Origin of the sequence: Aquitalea sp. LB_tupeE, from assembly GCF_013391415.1 — a bacterium.
Classification (GTDB): Bacteria; Pseudomonadota; Gammaproteobacteria; order Burkholderiales; family Chromobacteriaceae; genus Aquitalea.
The window spans coordinates 302,631-318,174 of record NZ_JACAXB010000018.1; the positions used below are offsets into that span (position 1 = coordinate 302,631).

Sequence of the window (15,544 nt, forward strand, 5' to 3'; positions counted from 1 at the left end):
GTTGTCCTTATAGCTCGGCAATGTTCTGGCCCTTGAGTGCGCGCTGGATGTTGCGGTCCATGCGGCGGGCGGCAAAGTCTTCAGTGGCCTTGTTCAGGCGGTGGGTGGCCTGGTTGACTGCCAGCGTGGTCTGGCTGGCAACGGCGGCTTGCAGCTCGTCCAGCACCAGGCGGATGGCAGTGGTTTCGTCGGCGGACAGCAGGTCGCCATCAATCTGCAAGGCGGTGAGGGTGGCGTCGCGCAGGCTGTCGGCATCGACAATGGCTTCGCGCAGCTTGCGTGCCTCGATATCGTCCTGCACATGGGCCAGCGAGTCGCTCAGCATCTGGCTGATGGCGTCGTCGGACAGGCCGTAGGACGGTTTCACCTCGATGCTGGCTTCCACACCGCTGGTCATTTCGCGAGCAGATACTGCCAGTAGGCCATCGGCATCCACCTGGAAAGTAATGCGAATGCGGGCAGCACCGGCCACCATGGGCGGAATGCCGCGCAGCACGAATTGCGCCAGGCTGCGGCAATCGGCCACCAGCTCGCGTTCACCTTGCAGCACGTGGATGGACATGGCGGTCTGGCCATCCTTGAAGGTGGTAAATTCCTGCGCACGCGCCACCGGAATGGTGCTGTTGCGCGGGATGATTTTTTCCGTCAGGCCGCCCATGGTTTCGATGCCCAGCGACAGCGGAATCACGTCCAGCAGCAGCCATTCGTCCTCGCCCTTGTTGCCGGCCAGTACATTAGCCTGGATGGCGGCACCGAGTGCGACGACCTTGTCCGGGTCCAGATTGGTCAGCGGCGGCTGGCCGAAGAAATCAGCCACTGCTTTCTGGATGTGCGGCATACGGGTGGCACCGCCTACCATCACTACGCCCTTGACGTCTTCGGCGCTGATATCGGCATCGCGCAGTGCCTTGCGTACCGGCAGCAGGGTTTTATCCACCAGGGTTTTGGTGATGCGGCGGAAAGTGTCCTGGTCCAGCGTGAGGTCGATGGCATGGCCATCGGACAAAATGGCGGTGATGCGGGTGTCGCTGTGTTCGGTCAGTGCTTCCTTGGCTTCACGCGCGCGGGTCAGCAGCAGGCGGGTGTCCTGGGCCGACAGGCCGTGCAGATCGGCCTGTTCCAGAATCCAGCAGTAGACGCGGTGGTCGAAGTCGTCGCCGCCCAGGGCCGAGTCGCCACTGGTGGCCAGCACTTCAAACACGCCACGGGTGAGCTTGAGGATGGAAATGTCGAAGGTGCCACCACCCAGGTCGTACACCACGTAAGTGCCTTCGGCACCGTTATCCAGGCCGTAGGCAATGGCTGCTGCGGTAGGTTCATTCAACAGGCGCAGTACGGTAAGGCCGGCCAGACGGGCGGCGTCCTTGGTGGCCTGGCGCTGGGCGTCGTCAAAGTAGGCGGGGACGGTAATCACCGCGCCGGTCAGTTCGCCCCCCAGGCTGGCTTCTGCGCGCTGGGTGAGGGCACGCAGGATGTCGGCAGACACTTCAACCGGGCTTTTTACCCCGGCGGCGGTATGCAGTTGCACCATGCCGGGAGCGTCGACAAAACGGTAGGGCAGGCTGCCGGCGTCCTTGATGTCGGACAGGCCGCGGCCCATGAAACGTTTTACCGAGGTGATGGTGTTGTGCGGGTCATGGTTCTGCTGGCGTTGGGCATCGTAGCCCACCGTAACCGAGCCATCGTCCTGGTAACGCACCACGGAGGGTAGCAGGCTGCGGCCAAACTCGTCGGCCAGCACGGTGGCAGAACCACTTCTTACCGTGGCCACCAGCGAGTTGGTGGTGCCAAGGTCTATCCCGACTGCGAGTCGATGCTGGTGTGGGGCGGCGGACAGGCCGGGTTCGGCGATTTGTAGTAGAGCCATGACGGAATCTTTATTGTTGTCGCGTGAGCGTTAACATCAGGTGCACAGGGATGGCGGTTTAGCCCAGCAGGGTTTCAATGGCGTCGCCGATTTCCTGGTCTAGTTTTTCCAGAAAGCGCAATTTTCGCACCATCAGGGCGGCGGCGTCCAAATCTCCCGCGTCATCCAGTGCGCTGGCCAGGTCTTCCACCAGCGTACGGTTTTCCCGGCGCAGCTGGCCTGACAGGGCTTCCAGTGCTTCGACATTGCTGCCGTCGCGGGCTTCTTCAATGTTTTCGCGCCATTCCATTTGCGCCATCAGGAAATCCACCGGCATGCTGGTGTTGGTTTCTTCCTGGGTGTCGCGGCCTTGCAGGGACAGCAGGTAGCGGGCGCGGCGCAGCGGGCTTTTCAGGGTTTGATAGGCTTCGTTCACCCGGGTGGCCTGCATCAGCGCCATGCGTTTTTCTGCATCGGGGCTGCTGGCGTAACGGTCTGGATGGACGGCGGCGGCGGCGGCGCGCCAGGATTGTTCGAGTTGCTGGTTGTCCAGCACAAAGCGGCGCGGCAGGCCGAACAGCTGAAAGAAGTCCTGGGAGAATTCGGTAGTCATGGCCTTGGGCTACTGGACTGCAGGATGACAACCGGACCGCCACTGGTGGCAGCCCGGCTCAGGTGGGCGAGTCTGGCAATCAGACGTTGAAGCTTTCGCCACAACCACATTCGTTCTTGACGTTGGGGTTGTTGAACTTGAAGCCCTCGTTCAGCCCTTCCTTGGTGTAGTCCAGTTCGGTGCCATCCAGGTAGGCCAGGCTTTTGGCATCGGTGAATACCGTTACACCATTGCTTTCGAAGGTGATGTCGTCGTCGGTGGCGGCATCAACAAACTCCAGCTTGTAGGCCATGCCGGAGCAACCGGAGGTTTTCACCCCCAAGCGGATGCCTAGGCCTTTGCCACGCTTGGCAATGAACTGGCTGACGTGATTGGCTGCACTAGCTGAAAGGGTGATGGCCATGTCCGAAGCTCCTTACTTGCCGTGTTTTTGCTTGTAGTCGCTCACTGCAGCCTTGATGGCGTCTTCGGCCAGGATGGAGCAGTGGATCTTGACCGGCGGCAGGGCCAGTTCTTCAGCAATGGCGGTGTTCTTGATGGCCATGGCTTCATCCAGCGACTTGCCCTTGACCCATTCGGTTACCAAGGAAGACGAGGCAATGGCCGAACCACAGCCGTAAGTCTTGAACTTGGCGTCCTCAATCACGCCATCGGCGTTTACCTTGATCTGCAGCTTCATCACGTCGCCACAGGCCGGTGCGCCCACCATGCCGGTGCCCACGCTATCATCGCCTTTTTCGAAAGAGCCCACGTTGCGCGGGTTTTCGTAGTGGTCCATCAGTTTGTCGCTGTATGCCATGATTCTCTCTCCTGCTGGCGGGAGCCCGGCTGTCCTGAGCCAGTTACTCCCGCAAAATCATTGATAGTTCAGTGGGCTGCCCACTGTACCGAATTCAGGTCTACGCCTTCTTTGAACATTTCCCACAGCGGGGACAGTTCGCGCAATTTGCCGATTTTATCTTTCAACAGCGCAATGGCGAAGTCGATTTCTTCTTCGGTGGTGAAGCGACCCAGGGTAAAGCGGATGGAGCTGTGTGCCATTTCGTCGTTGCGGCCCAGGGCACGCAGCACGTAGGACGGTTCCAGCGAGGCCGAAGTACAGGCCGAACCACTGGAAACAGCCAGGTCCTTGATCGCCATGATCAGGCTTTCGCCTTCAACAAAGTTGAAGCTGACATTGAGGTTGTGCGGTACACGCTGGTCGATGTCGCCATTGATGTACACCTCTTCCATGTCCTTGATGCCGTTCCACAGACGGTCGCGCAGCATGCGGATGCGTTCGCTCTCGCTGTCCATCTCTTCACGGGCCAGGCGGAAGGCTTCGCCCATGCCGACAATCTGGTGTGTCGGCAGGGTGCCGGAGCGGAAACCGCGCTCGTGACCACCACCGTGCATCTGGGCTTCCAGACGAACGCGGGGCTTGCGGCGTACATACAGTGCACCAATGCCCTTCGGGCCGTAAGCCTTGTGTGCCGACAGGCTCATCAGGTCCACCTTCAGCACATTCATGTCCATCTTCACCTTGCCCGGTGCCTGGGTGGCGTCAACATGGAAGATGATGCCTTTTTCACGGCAGATTTCACCGATTTGCGGAATGTCCTGGATCACGCCGATTTCATTGTTGACGTACATCACCGACACCAGAATGGTGTCCGGGCGGATGGCCGCCTTGAATTCTTCAATGTCGATCAGGCCGTTTTCCTGCACCCCCAGATAAGTCACTTCAAAGCCCTGGCGTTCCAGCTCGCGACAGGTATCCAGCACCGCCTTGTGTTCAGTCTTGACGGTGATGATGTGCTTGCCCTTGCTCTTATAGAACTGGGCAGCACCCTTGATGGCCAGGTTGTCGGACTCGGTGGCACCGGAAGTCCAGACAATTTCCTTGGGGTCGGCATTCAAAAGCTTGGCCACTTCCGCCCGCGCATTCTCTACAGCCTCTTCCGCCGTCCAGCCAAAGCTGTGGCTACGCGAGGCCGGGTTGCCGAACTGCTCGGTCAGATAGGGAATCATCTTCGCGGCAACACGGGGATCAACCGGGGTAGTAGCGGAATAGTCGAGGTAGATGGGAAGCTTGAGCTGACTCATTATCAATTCTCCGGGGATGCGGTGCGCTTACAGAGCGCTGGAGGCGGAGGCAGTCATACGGGGGCTGCTTTCGCGCTTGTCCTGCATTACATTGTTGTCTTTGGCCGCTGCTTCCTTGGCGCGCTGCTTTTCAACCAGGCTGCCCAGGGTGACTTTGGCCAGGTAGTCGAAAATGGTGGCGTTGAGGTTGGTCCACAAGTCGTGGGTCATGCAACGGTGGTTGTCGTGACAGTTTTCGCGACCGCCGCACTGGGTGGCATCAACCGGCTCGTCCACGGCGGCAATGATGTCGGCCACGGAAATATCGGCAGGGATGCGGGCCAGGGTGTAGCCGCCGCCAGGGCCGCGTACGCTATCTACCAGTTCGGAACGGCGCAATTTGCCGAACAACTGTTCCAGATAGGAAAGGGAAATGCTCTGGCGCTCGCTGATGCCGGCCAGGGTTACCGGGCCATTGGCTTCACGCATGGCCAGGTCCAGCATGGCAGTAACCGCAAAGCGGCCTTTGGTAGTGAGACGCATGTTTTTTACTCCGGTGGGTGGTTAAGTTGATTATACCCAATTCCCGACTAAATTTGTCAACTATTAATCGCGCAGTAATAGCGCACTAGCGGACAAGACATGCTGCATGCGTCGGGCCAGAAGCAGCAAAACATAGGCAAAGTTGAGCATTTTACTAGGTTTATCAAGAGCTGGGGGCTTTAATTGCAGGGCTGTGCATTGCTTGGTGTATCATTCAAGCAAACGCCTGTTTACATAGGCGCCATCACAGGTACTGCCTGTGGCATGTGGTCATTCCTGTGAGCTAGCACTTGTGCCGTGTTAGCCGCATGTCACTGGCGGTGTCTTTGTCAAAGAGAGACAGGGAAATGAAGAAAGTGGTTATCAGCGGCTCCGGCTTGTTCACGCCGCCGCACGCTGTCAGCAACGAAGAACTGGTCGTCGCCTTCAATCAATATGTTGCCAGCTGGAATGCAGCACACGCGGCTGACATCGCAGCCGGAACCATGGTTGCGCTGGCCGAATCCAGTGCCGAATTCATCGAGAAGGCATCCGGCATCAAGCAACGTTTCCTGATGGACAAGCAAGGGGTGCTGGACCCGACTCGCATGACGCCGTATCTGCCGGAGCGCAGTAATGACGTGTTGTCCATTCAGGCCGAAATGGGTGTGGCTGCGGCCACGGCGGCGCTGGAGCAGGCGGGCAAGACTGCTGCAGATATCGACATGGTACTGGTGGCATGCTCCAACATGCAGCGCCCTTATCCGGCGGTGTCCATTGAAATCCAGCAGGCACTGGGCGTACAGGGCTATGCCTTCGATATGAATGTGGCCTGCTCTTCCGCCACCTTTGGCATCCAGACTGCGGTGAATGCCATCCAGAGCGGCCAGGCGCGCGCCGTGTTGGTAATCAGCCCGGAAATCTGCTCCGCCCACCTTAACTTCCGCGACCGCGACAGCCATTTCATCTTTGGTGATGCCTGCACCGCACTGGTGCTGGAAGCTGCCGAATCGGCCACGTCGTCCGAGCAGTTCGAGATTCTGGGTACCCGTCTGGCTACCGTGTTTTCTAACAATATCCGTAACAATTTCGGCTTTTTGAACCGCTGTGACGAGCAGGGCATCGGTCAGGTCGACAAGTTGTTTGTGCAGCAAGGCCGCAAGGTGTTCAAGGAAGTGTGTCCGATGGTGGGCGAGCATATCGTTCAGCACCTCGAGCAGCTGGGCATTTCTGCGCAGCAGGTCAGCCGCTTCTGGCTGCATCAGGCCAATCTGGCCATGAACCAGCTGATAGCCCGCCGTGTGCTGGGGCGGGATGCCATCGAGCAGGAAGCGCCGGTCATTCTGGACCGCTATGCCAATACCAGCTCGGCCGGTTCCATCATCGCATTCCATTTGCGACGAGCTGGTATGAGCAAAGGTAATGTCGGCGTGATTTCGTCTTTTGGCGCTGGCTACTCGGTGGGCAGTGTTGTGGTGAAAAAGTGCTAGTTTTTGCCCTTGCCAGCCTGCGGCAGGAAGCAGAAAAGGGAAAATGGGGCAGGATGCTTGTCAAACCAGACCTCTCTGCCTAATGTATTCCACCAATGCAGACCCACAAGGTGTGCTGTGAGATACAAAAGATCGAACAAGACGCAAAGTCGTACACAAGGAAAAGGAAGAACAATGCAAGCTGCAAAGAAAATGCTGCTGGCCGCCGGCCTGATCGCCTCGGCCTCGATGGCTGCACAAGCTGCAGGAACGCTCGTATATTGCTCCGAGGGCAGCCCGGCGGGTTTCGACCCGGGTCAGTACACCACGGGCACCGACTTTGATGCCTCTGCCGAAACCGTATTCAACCGCCTGGTGCAATTCCAGCGTGGCGGTACCAAGGTGGTACCGGGCCTGGCCGAAAAATGGGATGTGGCTGCTGACGGCCTGTCCTACACCTTCCATCTGCGCAAGGGCGTGAAGATTCAGACCACTGACTACTTCAAGCCGACGCGCGACTTCAATGCGGACGACGTGGTGTTCACCTTCGACCGCATGCTCAACAAGAACAACGCCTTCCGCAAGGCTTATCCGACCGAATTCCCGTATTTCACCGATATGGGCATGGATGAAAACATCACCAAGGTTGAAAAGGTAGACGCCAATACCGTCAAGTTCACGCTGAAGAGCATTGACGCGGCCTTCTTGCAGAACCTGGCGATGAGCTTTGCCTCCATCCAGTCGGCCGAATATGCCGACAAGCTGTTGAAGGCAGGCACCCCGCAGCTGATCAACCAGCAACCGGTGGGTACTGGCCCCTTCATCTTCAAGCGCTACCAGAAAGACTCCCAGATCCGCTTTGCTGCCAACAAGCAGTACTGGGACAAGGTTGATGGCCCGAAAGTGGATAACCTGGTGTTTGCCATCACCACCGATCCGTCCGTGCGTTACCAGAAGCTGAAGGCAGGCGAGTGCCAGATCACCGCTTACCCGCGTCCGACCGACATCGCCGCGATGAAGGCCGACAGCAAGCTGAACGTGATTTCCCAAGCTGGCTTTAACCTTGGCTACCTGGCCTACAACGTGAAGCACAAGCCGCTGGAAAAACTGGAAGTGCGCCAGGCGCTGGACATGGCGGTCAACAAGAAAGCCATCATCGACGCCGTGTATCAGGGTGCAGGCCAGGCTGCCACCAACCCGATGCCGCCGACCCAGTGGTCCTATAACAAGAGCCTGAAGGATGCGCCGTACAGCGTGGAAAAAGCCAAGGCCCTGCTGGCCAAGGCCGGCTACCCGAACGGCTTTGACATCACCCTGTGGGCGATGCCGGTACAGCGTCCGTACAACCCCAATGCCAAGCTGATGGCCGAAATGGTACAGGCTGACTGGGCCAAGATCGGTGTCAAGGCCAAGATCACCACCTACGAATGGGGTGAGTACATCAAGCGCGCCAAGGCTGGCGAGCACGATGCCATGCTGATTGGCTGGACCGGTGACAATGGTGATCCGGACAACTGGCTGGGCACCCAGCTGGGTTGCGAAGCCATGAACGGCAACAACTTTGCCAAGTGGTGCTACAAGCCGTTTGAAGACCTGCTGCAAAAAGCCAAGCGCACCACCAATGTGGCCGAGCGCACCAAGCTGTACATGAAGGCACAGGAAATCTACAAGCAGCAGCTGCCGTTCACCACCGTGGCGCACTCCACCGTGGTTCAGCCGATGTCCAAGTCGGTGGTTGGCTTCAAGGTCAGCCCGTTCGGCCTGAACTCCTTCTACGGCGTCAGCGTCAAGTAAGCAAGTCCGACCTCCTTGCCGGGAGGTCTTTGGCATCGGGGGCGCAAGCCCCCGATGTTTTGCATGAAACCCTGCCGCATCCTGTCAGCAGAACAAGAGTGGTGGCGCCGGCAGGCCTGGTCATGCAGCATCGGCAGTACATACCGGAAGTGACACAGTCTTGCGCCATCACCACATGGCGACAGGCTTGACCTGCATCAAAGGCATGCTTGCCGCCGGGTGATATCGTTCACTCCGTCGCGGCGAAGGCGTAGCTGATGTAGGTGGGTGGTTCAGCTGGCGTCTTCGGCCCGACACCCCCGCGCTTCCCTTCTGCTGTCCTGCTGCTTTTTCCTTGCCGGTTTTCATGACATTCCCATCCATGACCTGGGTCTGAAATAACGGTATCCGTCTGCCATGCTGTAAAGCAGGCCGGATACACGGGAGAAGTACGTATGTTGTCTTTCATTTTCCGCAGGCTGGGTTTGCTGATTCCCACGTTCTTCGGCATTACCTTGCTCACCTTCGGCCTTATCCGCATGATCCCCGGCGACCCGGTGGAAGTCATGGTGGGTGAGCGCACACTCGACCCGCAAATGCATGCAGATGCCATGCACCGACTTGGGCTGGACAAGCCGCTGTACGCGCAGTACGTCGATTACATCGGCAATTTGCTGCATGGCAATCTGGGTGAGTCGCTGGTGACCAAAACCAGCGTGTGGACCGAGTTCAAAACCCTGTTCCCCGCCACGCTGGAACTGGCACTGGCCGCCATGGCCTTTGCCGTGGTGTTCGGCCTGCTGGCCGGGGTGATTGCCGCCATCAAGCGCGGCTCCATTTTCGACCATGGGGTGATGGGCATTTCGCTCACCGGTTTTTCCATGCCGATTTTCTGGTGGGGCCTGATCCTCATCATGTTCTTCTCGGTCAAGCTGGGCTGGACGCCGGTTTCCGGCCGGCTGGATCTGGCCTTCGACATCACGCCGCGTACCGGTTTCATGCTGATCGACACCTGGCTGGCCGAAGCGGCCGATCCGTCGGCCAATGCCGGTGCCTTCAAGGATGCGCTGATGCACCTGATTCTGCCGGCCATCGTGTTGGGGACTATCCCGCTGGCGGTGATTGCGCGGATGACCCGTTCCTCCATGCTGGAAGTGCTGCGTGAAGACTATGTGCGTACCGCACGGGCCAAGGGCCTGTCCCCGGCGCGGGTGATCTTCGTGCATACCCTGCGCAATGCGCTGATTCCGGTGCTGACGGTGATCGGCCTGCAAGTGGGCACGCTGATGGGTGGAGCGGTGCTGACCGAAACCATCTTCTCCTGGCCCGGCATCGGCAAGTGGCTGATTGACGCCATCAGCCGCCGCGACTACCCGGTGGTGCAAAACGGCATCCTGATCGTGGCCACGCTGGTGATCATCACCAACTTCATCGTGGACATTCTGTACGGTGTTGCCAACCCGCGCATCCGTCACGCCAAATAACGCTTGCAGGTATCGACATGACTAATGCAAACATGCAGAACGCTGCCGTGCCCGCTGAAGATGCGGCAGTCAACTATCCCTCGCCAATCAAGGAATTCTGGCAGGGCTTTTCCTATAACAAGGGCGCGGTTGCCGGCCTGATCTTCATGATCATTGTGGTGCTGTGCGCCGTGCTGGCCCCGCTGGTGGCACCGTACAGCCCTATCGAGCAATACCGTGATCACCTGCTGACGCCCCCGGCCTGGCTGGATGGTGGTTCCAGCGCCTTCCTGCTGGGCACGGACGAACTGGGCCGCGACATCCTGTCGCGTCTGATTTATGGTGCACGCCTGTCGCTGTTCATCGGCCTGTGCTCGGTGCTGCTGGCCATGGTGCCCGGTGTGGTGCTGGGCCTGCTGGCGGCCTTCTTCCCCAAGGTGCTGGGTGGGGTGATCATGCGGGTGATGGACATCATGATGGCCTTGCCGTCTCTGCTGCTGGCGGTGGCCATCATGGCCATTCTGGGGCCTGGCCTGCTCAATGCCATGATTGCCATTGCCACGGTGTCCCTGCCTGCCTATGTGCGCCTGACCCGTGCCTCGGCCATGACCGAACTGAACCGTGACTACGTTACCGCTTCGCGCGTCTCCGGTGCCGGTCTGTTACGTCTGATGTTCAACACCGTGCTGCCCAACTGCATGGCACCGCTGATCGTGCATGCCACCATGAGTTTCTCGTCGGCCATTCTGGAAATTGCCGCACTGGGTTTTCTCGGCCTCGGCGTACAACCGCCTACCCCGGAGTGGGGCACCATGCTGGCCTCGGCCCGTGATTACATCGAACGTGCCTGGTGGGTGGTGTCGCTGCCTGGTCTCACCATTTTGCTGTCGGTACTGGCCATCAACCTGATGGGTGACGGCCTGCGCGATGCGCTGGACCCGAAACTGAAGCGCGCCGCCTGAGGAGGGAAGTATGAGTCTGCTGGAAATCAAGAACCTCTCGGTGGAGTTCGGTTCGGAAAAGAATCCCTTCCGCGCAGTTGAAGGACTGGACCTGATCGTCAATCAGGGCGAAATCGTCGGCATCGTCGGCGAATCCGGTTCGGGCAAGTCGGTCACCATGATGGCCATGATGGGCCTGCTGGAAGGGCAGGGCCGCATTGTGGCCGATACCCTGCAATTTGATGGCAAGAACCTGCTCACCATCTCGGCGCGTGAACGTCGCAAGATCGTCGGCAAGGATATTGCCATGATCTTCCAGGACCCGATGACCTCGCTCAACCCCAGCTACACCGTGGGTTACCAGATCATGGAAGTGCTGAAGATCCATCAGGGACTGCGTGGTGCCGCACTGAAGCAACGCGCGCTAGAATTGATGGAAATGGTGGAAATCCCGGCGGCGGCCAGCCGGCTGAATGCCTACCCGCACCAGTTGTCCGGCGGCATGAGCCAGCGCGTGGTGATTGCCATGGCCATTGCCTGTAATCCCAAGCTGCTGATTGCCGACGAGCCCACCACCGCGCTGGATGTCACCATCCAGGCGCAAATCATGGAACTGCTGGTCAATCTGCAGAAAAGCCAGAACATGGCGCTGATCATGATTACCCATGACCTGGCCGTGGTAGCCGAAGTAGCGCACAAGGTAGCGGTGATGTACGCCGGGCAAGTGGCCGAGATGGCCAAGGTGCCGGGTATTTTCCGCACACCGACCCATCCGTATACCGAGGCGCTGCTCAAGTCCATTCCGGAACACAGCAAGGGCGCGCATCGCCTGTCCACTCTGCCTGGCATCGTACCGGGGCAGTACGACCGGCCAAGTGGCTGCCTGTTGTCTCCGCGCTGTCCCTATGTCCAGGACAAGTGCAAGGCCCAGCGACCGGGCCTGACCGCCATTGACGGTGGCGTTGTACGCTGCCACTACCCGATTACGGCCAAGGAGGCATGATGAGTACCGTATTGCAGGCACGGGACCTCACCCGTTATTACGATGTGGCCCAGGGTTTTCTCAAGCCGTCGGCACAGGTCAAGGCGCTGAACGGCGTATCGTTTGAATTGCAAGCCGGCAAGACGCTGGCGGTGGTGGGCGAATCCGGCTGTGGCAAGTCCACGCTGGCACGCCAGCTGACGCTGATCGAGCCGCCGACTTCCGGTTCGCTACTACTGGACGGGCAGGATGCCGCCAAGGCCAGCAAGGCCGAACTGAAAGCCATGCGCACCAAGGTGCAGATGGTGTTCCAGAACCCTTACGCCTCGCTCAACCCGCGCCAGAAGATTGGCACCCAGTTGGGCGAGCCGCTGGACATCAATACCAGCCTGTCCGCCAGCGAACGCGAAGAGCGCGTGCGCGCCATGATGACGCGGGTCGGTTTGCGTCCGGAACATTACTACCGCTACCCGCACATGTTCTCCGGGGGCCAGCGTCAGCGTATCGCCATCGCCCGCGCCATGATGCTCAACCCCAAGATCGTGGTGGCAGACGAACCTACCTCGGCACTGGACGTGTCCATCCAGGCCCAGGTGCTCAATCTGTTCATGGATCTGCAGGAAGAGTTCAACACCGCCTATGTGTTCATCTCGCACAATCTGGCGGTGGTGGAGCACGTGGCGGATGATCTGATGGTGATGTATTTGGGCCGTGCGGTGGAAGTGGGGGCCAAGGAAAAAATCTATTCCCGCCCGCTGCATCCTTATACCCAGGCCTTGCTGTCCGCCACGCCTTCCATTCACCCGGAAGACCGGCGCGTCAAGATCAAGATCCACGGCGAGCTGCCCAGTCCGCTGAATCCGCCATCTGGCTGCACCTTCCACAAGCGCTGCCCGTTTGCCAGCGAGCGCTGCCAGCAGGAAGTGCCGGAGCTGCGTGCGCTGGATGAGCGCATGGTGGCCTGCCATCACGCGGAAAGCATCAATAGCTGACCCATTCCGGTGCGGTTTTTCTTGTAAAGGCCGGCTTTTTGTCGGCCTTTCTTGCTTCTTGCACCAGAATGTTCTGCAATCATGATGTAAATGACGCAAAACCCTGCTGTTATGCCGCATTTTTGGCGCAGCGCAACAAAAATGCCTTTACCCTCCCACTACTGCACGATACAGTCGCCATGGCACACACATCCAAAGGAAAACGAGAAGTGAAAAGAGCCGTGTATGCCGGAAGTTTCGACCCGGTCACCAACGGTCACTTGTGGATGATTCGCGAAGCTGTAGAGCTGTTCGACGAACTCATCGTGGCAGTCGGCGTGAACCCGGAAAAGCACTGTACCTTCAGTGTGGACGAGCGTGTCGAGATGCTGCGTGCCGTCACACGTGGTTTCAACAAGCTGCGGGTCGATGTATTCGAAAACCAGTTTCTGGTGAATTACGCCCAGAGCATCGGTGCCAACTACATCATTCGCGGTATTCGCACCGCCAGCGACTACGAATACGAACGCACCATGCGTTACATCAACTCCGACCTGCACCCGGACATCACCACCATCTTCCTGCTGCCACCGCGGGAATATGCCGAAGTGTCTTCTACCATGGTCAAGGGCCTGGTTGGTCCGCGTGGCTGGCAGAACATGATTCGCCAGTATCTGCCCGAGCCGGTCTACCGCAAGCTCATCGCCATGTACCAGCCGGAATAGGCGCTCAGGCGGACTTGCTGCTGCGCGCGCCGGTCGCTTATGCTGGCGCGCGTTTTGTTTTTGTCCGAATGAATTATCCGGCAGTGGCATACCGGCTGCTGTCGCCAAGGAATGTTATGTTCGATGTCTCCGCCTTTGCCAACCGGCTGCAGAAAAACTACAAGCACTACGCCAAGTGGGCCTCCCGTCAGGGGCTGGATGCCTGGCGTGTCTACGACAAGGATGTACCGCAGTTTCCGCTGGCGGTAGACCTGTACGGCGAGCGGGTGCATCTGCAGGAGTACGATACCGGCTGGGAAATGGAAGATGATGTCTACCAGCAATGGATTGCCGCCATCATGGCTGCCATCGCCGAAGTCACCGGACGGGATCCGTCCGCCATCACCCTGAAAAGCCGCCGCCGCCAGAAAGGCGTCAGCCAGTACGAAAAAGTGGGCAAGCTGGGCGATGACTTCATCGTGCAGGAGTTCGGCCAGCGTTTCATCGTCAATCTGGATGCCTATCTGGATACCGGCCTGTTTCTGGATCACCGCAACACCCGCAAGCGTGTGCGCGAAGAAGCCGCCGGCAAGCGCTTTCTCAATCTGTTTGCCTATACCGGCAGCTTTACCGTTTACGCCGGTGCTGGCGGAGCAGTCAGCTCGGAAACCGTCGACATGTCCAATACCTATCAGGAATGGTCGCGCCGCAATTTCGAGTTGAACGGACTGGACCTCGCCCGCCATCAACTGGTGCGCGCCGACGTATTCCAGTATCTGGAACAAGCCGTGGACGAGGGCAAGCAGTTTGACCTCATCGTGATGGACCCACCCACCTTTTCCAATTCCAAGAAAATGCAGGATATTCTGGACGTTCAGCGCGACCACGTCTGGCTGATCGACTATGCGATGGCGCTGTTGGCACCGGGTGGTACGCTGTACTTCTCCAATAATCTGCGCAGCTTCGTGCTGGACGAACGCCTGGCCGAGGACTACCACATCCGCGACATCAGCGTGCAGTCGGTGCCGGAAGACTTCCGCAACCGCAAGATTCACCAGTGTTACCAACTGAAAAAGAAAGCCAGCTGACATGCCACAAGTCATCATGCAATACAGCAGTGGATTGCAGCTGGATGTCCCCGCCACCTTGCTGGCCATCAATCAGGCCTTATTGGCCAGCGGCCAGTTTCAGGCAGAAGACATCAAAAGCCGGGCCATCTTGTTGCAAGACTGGCTGACCGGCACCACGCCTGGCAACGCCCCGTTTGTGCATGTGCAACTGCACATCCTGACCGGACGCGACCTACCCACGCGCCAGCAACTATCCGACAGCCTGCTGCCCGTCTTGCAACAGCAGATCCAAGGCCCTGCGGGCACCCAGCTTTGCGTGGAAGTCTGTCAGATGGAGCGCGACAGCTACCGCAAGCTCTCGCTGTAAGATCTGCACTATATAGAGAGGCCCGCATTTGCGGGCCTTCATCATTGATGGCCGATGGCGATGTGCATTACTACTCTTGCAAAACGCCAGCCCAGTCCCATCTTGCTGCTACCACCTATATATATGCCGATTACCGGCAAGGAGCGCAGCATGGCCACCATCAATATCACCGGCAGCAGTTTCAATGAAACCGTCGACAAGGGCGGCATCGTCATTCTGGATTTTTGGGCCGAATGGTGTGGTCCGTGCAAAATGTTTGGCCCTACCTTCGAAGCGGCCGCGCTCAAGCATCCCGACATCGTGTTTGGCAAAATCAACACCGAAGAAGAACAAGAGCTGGCTGGCCATTTCCAGATCCGTTCCATTCCGACACTGATGGCACTCAAGGACGGCATCATTGTGTTCAACCAGGCTGGCGCCATGATGCCGGCGCAACTGGAAGAGTTGATCAAGGCATTGCGTGACCTGGACATGGAAAAGGTCAAGGCAGACATCGCCGCGCAAGAAGAATGATGACAGTGCTTCAATGCACGCCATGCAAAAAGCCCGGCCCCGCCGGGCTTTTTGCTGCCTGTGCTTGTGTTTATTTCAGTACCGAGACCGACTTTTTGCGTGCGTCAGCCCCTTTTTCACTGGCAGGATAGGCGGTAACGCATGACGGGCTGTGCACCCGCAGCAAAACAGTCATAAAACCCGTATTTCATAAAGCATTACCGTTCAGTGACTTAGCGGAAGGTTTGCCGGGTTTTTAGCAAAATG

The 15,544-nt window shown here is 58.5% G+C and carries 16 protein-coding genes; 10 read left to right on the top strand and 6 right to left on the bottom strand.

Going from position 1 to position 15,544, the window contains the following annotated elements:
• Nucleotides 1–7: 7 nt before the first annotated feature.
• The 6 genes from hscA to iscR all read right to left on the bottom strand — a co-directional run bounded on the left by hscA (nucleotide 8) and on the right by iscR (nucleotide 5,066).
• Nucleotides 8–1,867, bottom strand: coding sequence for a Fe-S protein assembly chaperone HscA (gene hscA / locus HWX34_RS10800; protein WP_178972236.1), 1,860 nt, complete (start codon nucleotides 1,865–1,867; stop codon nucleotides 8–10).
• Nucleotides 1,868–1,925: 58 nt separating this feature from the next.
• A complete protein-coding gene (gene hscB / locus HWX34_RS10805; protein ID WP_178972237.1) occupies nucleotides 1,926–2,459 on the bottom strand; it encodes a Fe-S protein assembly co-chaperone HscB in 534 nt (177 codons plus the stop codon).
• Nucleotides 2,460–2,538: 79 nt separating this feature from the next.
• Entirely contained in the window at nucleotides 2,539–2,862 is a 324-nt protein-coding gene (iscA, locus tag HWX34_RS10810; RefSeq protein WP_178972238.1) for an iron-sulfur cluster assembly protein IscA, read from the bottom strand.
• A gap of 12 nt (nucleotides 2,863–2,874) precedes the next feature.
• Entirely contained in the window at nucleotides 2,875–3,258 is a 384-nt protein-coding gene (gene iscU / locus HWX34_RS10815; RefSeq protein ID WP_059286360.1) for a Fe-S cluster assembly scaffold IscU, read from the bottom strand.
• Nucleotides 3,259–3,326: 68 nt separating this feature from the next.
• A complete protein-coding gene (locus HWX34_RS10820; RefSeq protein WP_045848181.1) occupies nucleotides 3,327–4,544 on the bottom strand; it encodes an IscS subfamily cysteine desulfurase in 1,218 nt (405 codons plus the stop codon).
• Nucleotides 4,545–4,571: 27 nt separating this feature from the next.
• A complete protein-coding gene (iscR, locus tag HWX34_RS10825; protein WP_178972239.1) occupies nucleotides 4,572–5,066 on the bottom strand; it encodes a Fe-S cluster assembly transcriptional regulator IscR in 495 nt (164 codons plus the stop codon).
• A 347-nt stretch (nucleotides 5,067–5,413) separates the two neighbouring features.
• On the opposite strand from iscR, the gene HWX34_RS10830 reads away from it, so the two are divergent.
• The 10 genes from HWX34_RS10830 to trxA all read left to right on the top strand — a co-directional run bounded on the left by HWX34_RS10830 (nucleotide 5,414) and on the right by trxA (nucleotide 15,298).
• Nucleotides 5,414–6,535 (top strand): beta-ketoacyl-ACP synthase III, encoded by a 1,122-nt coding sequence (locus tag HWX34_RS10830; RefSeq protein ID WP_178972240.1) that lies wholly within the window; start codon nucleotides 5,414–5,416, stop codon nucleotides 6,533–6,535.
• 174 nt (nucleotides 6,536–6,709) lie between these two features.
• On the top strand, nucleotides 6,710–8,308 hold the full coding sequence (locus tag HWX34_RS10835; protein ID WP_178972241.1) for an ABC transporter substrate-binding protein: 1,599 nt from the start codon (nucleotides 6,710–6,712) through the stop codon (nucleotides 8,306–8,308).
• 434 nt (nucleotides 8,309–8,742) lie between these two features.
• Nucleotides 8,743–9,771, top strand: a complete 1,029-nt coding sequence (locus tag HWX34_RS10840; protein WP_178972242.1) for an ABC transporter permease subunit — start codon at nucleotides 8,743–8,745, stop codon at nucleotides 9,769–9,771.
• A gap of 17 nt (nucleotides 9,772–9,788) precedes the next feature.
• Nucleotides 9,789–10,712, top strand: a complete 924-nt coding sequence (locus HWX34_RS10845) for an ABC transporter permease subunit (protein ID WP_178972243.1) — start codon at nucleotides 9,789–9,791, stop codon at nucleotides 10,710–10,712.
• Nucleotides 10,713–10,722: 10 nt separating this feature from the next.
• A complete protein-coding gene (locus tag HWX34_RS10850; RefSeq protein ID WP_178972244.1) occupies nucleotides 10,723–11,694 on the top strand; it encodes an ABC transporter ATP-binding protein in 972 nt (323 codons plus the stop codon).
• Complete coding sequence (locus tag HWX34_RS10855; RefSeq protein WP_178972260.1) at nucleotides 11,694–12,665, top strand: peptide ABC transporter ATP-binding protein; 972 nt, start codon at nucleotides 11,694–11,696, stop codon at nucleotides 12,663–12,665. The genes HWX34_RS10850 and HWX34_RS10855 overlap by 1 nt, the downstream gene beginning before the upstream one ends.
• Nucleotides 12,666–12,844: 179 nt before the next feature.
• Nucleotides 12,845–13,369, top strand: coding sequence for a pantetheine-phosphate adenylyltransferase (gene coaD, locus HWX34_RS10860; protein ID WP_045848205.1), 525 nt, complete (start codon nucleotides 12,845–12,847; stop codon nucleotides 13,367–13,369).
• Nucleotides 13,370–13,485: 116 nt separating this feature from the next.
• Entirely contained in the window at nucleotides 13,486–14,436 is a 951-nt protein-coding gene (locus tag HWX34_RS10865; RefSeq protein WP_178972245.1) for a class I SAM-dependent methyltransferase, read from the top strand.
• A 1-nt stretch (nucleotide 14,437) separates the two neighbouring features.
• Complete coding sequence (locus HWX34_RS10870; protein ID WP_178972246.1) at nucleotides 14,438–14,785, top strand: 5-carboxymethyl-2-hydroxymuconate Delta-isomerase; 348 nt, start codon at nucleotides 14,438–14,440, stop codon at nucleotides 14,783–14,785.
• A 150-nt stretch (nucleotides 14,786–14,935) separates the two neighbouring features.
• Nucleotides 14,936–15,298 carry a thioredoxin gene (gene trxA / locus HWX34_RS10875; protein ID WP_178972247.1) on the top strand — a complete coding sequence of 121 codons (363 nt, stop codon included), beginning with the start codon at nucleotides 14,936–14,938 and terminating at the stop codon, nucleotides 15,296–15,298.
• The last annotated feature ends 246 nt before the right edge of the window (nucleotides 15,299–15,544 follow it).

What these genes read in the sequence shown, in the direction of transcription:
- hscA (WP_178972236.1), bottom strand. Translation starts at nt 1,867, where the DNA reads ATGGCTCTACTACAAATCGCCGAACCCGGCCTGTCCGCCGCCCCACAC.
- hscB (WP_178972237.1), bottom strand. Translation starts at nt 2,459, where the DNA reads ATGACTACCGAATTCTCCCAGGACTTCTTTCAGCTGTTCGGCCTGCCG.
- iscA (WP_178972238.1), bottom strand. Translation starts at nt 2,862, where the DNA reads ATGGCCATCACCCTTTCAGCTAGTGCAGCCAATCACGTCAGCCAGTTC.
- iscU (WP_059286360.1), bottom strand. Translation starts at nt 3,258, where the DNA reads ATGGCATACAGCGACAAACTGATGGACCACTACGAAAACCCGCGCAAC.
- HWX34_RS10820 (WP_045848181.1), bottom strand. Translation starts at nt 4,544, where the DNA reads ATGAGTCAGCTCAAGCTTCCCATCTACCTCGACTATTCCGCTACTACC.
- iscR (WP_178972239.1), bottom strand. Translation starts at nt 5,066, where the DNA reads ATGCGTCTCACTACCAAAGGCCGCTTTGCGGTTACTGCCATGCTGGAC.
- HWX34_RS10830 (WP_178972240.1), top strand. Translation starts at nt 5,414, where the DNA reads ATGAAGAAAGTGGTTATCAGCGGCTCCGGCTTGTTCACGCCGCCGCAC.
- HWX34_RS10835 (WP_178972241.1), top strand. Translation starts at nt 6,710, where the DNA reads ATGCAAGCTGCAAAGAAAATGCTGCTGGCCGCCGGCCTGATCGCCTCG.
- HWX34_RS10840 (WP_178972242.1), top strand. Translation starts at nt 8,743, where the DNA reads ATGTTGTCTTTCATTTTCCGCAGGCTGGGTTTGCTGATTCCCACGTTC.
- HWX34_RS10845 (WP_178972243.1), top strand. Translation starts at nt 9,789, where the DNA reads ATGACTAATGCAAACATGCAGAACGCTGCCGTGCCCGCTGAAGATGCG.
- HWX34_RS10850 (WP_178972244.1), top strand. Translation starts at nt 10,723, where the DNA reads ATGAGTCTGCTGGAAATCAAGAACCTCTCGGTGGAGTTCGGTTCGGAA.
- HWX34_RS10855 (WP_178972260.1), top strand. Translation starts at nt 11,694, where the DNA reads ATGAGTACCGTATTGCAGGCACGGGACCTCACCCGTTATTACGATGTG.
- coaD (WP_045848205.1), top strand. Translation starts at nt 12,845, where the DNA reads ATGGCACACACATCCAAAGGAAAACGAGAAGTGAAAAGAGCCGTGTAT.
- HWX34_RS10865 (WP_178972245.1), top strand. Translation starts at nt 13,486, where the DNA reads ATGTTCGATGTCTCCGCCTTTGCCAACCGGCTGCAGAAAAACTACAAG.
- HWX34_RS10870 (WP_178972246.1), top strand. Translation starts at nt 14,438, where the DNA reads ATGCCACAAGTCATCATGCAATACAGCAGTGGATTGCAGCTGGATGTC.
- trxA (WP_178972247.1), top strand. Translation starts at nt 14,936, where the DNA reads ATGGCCACCATCAATATCACCGGCAGCAGTTTCAATGAAACCGTCGAC.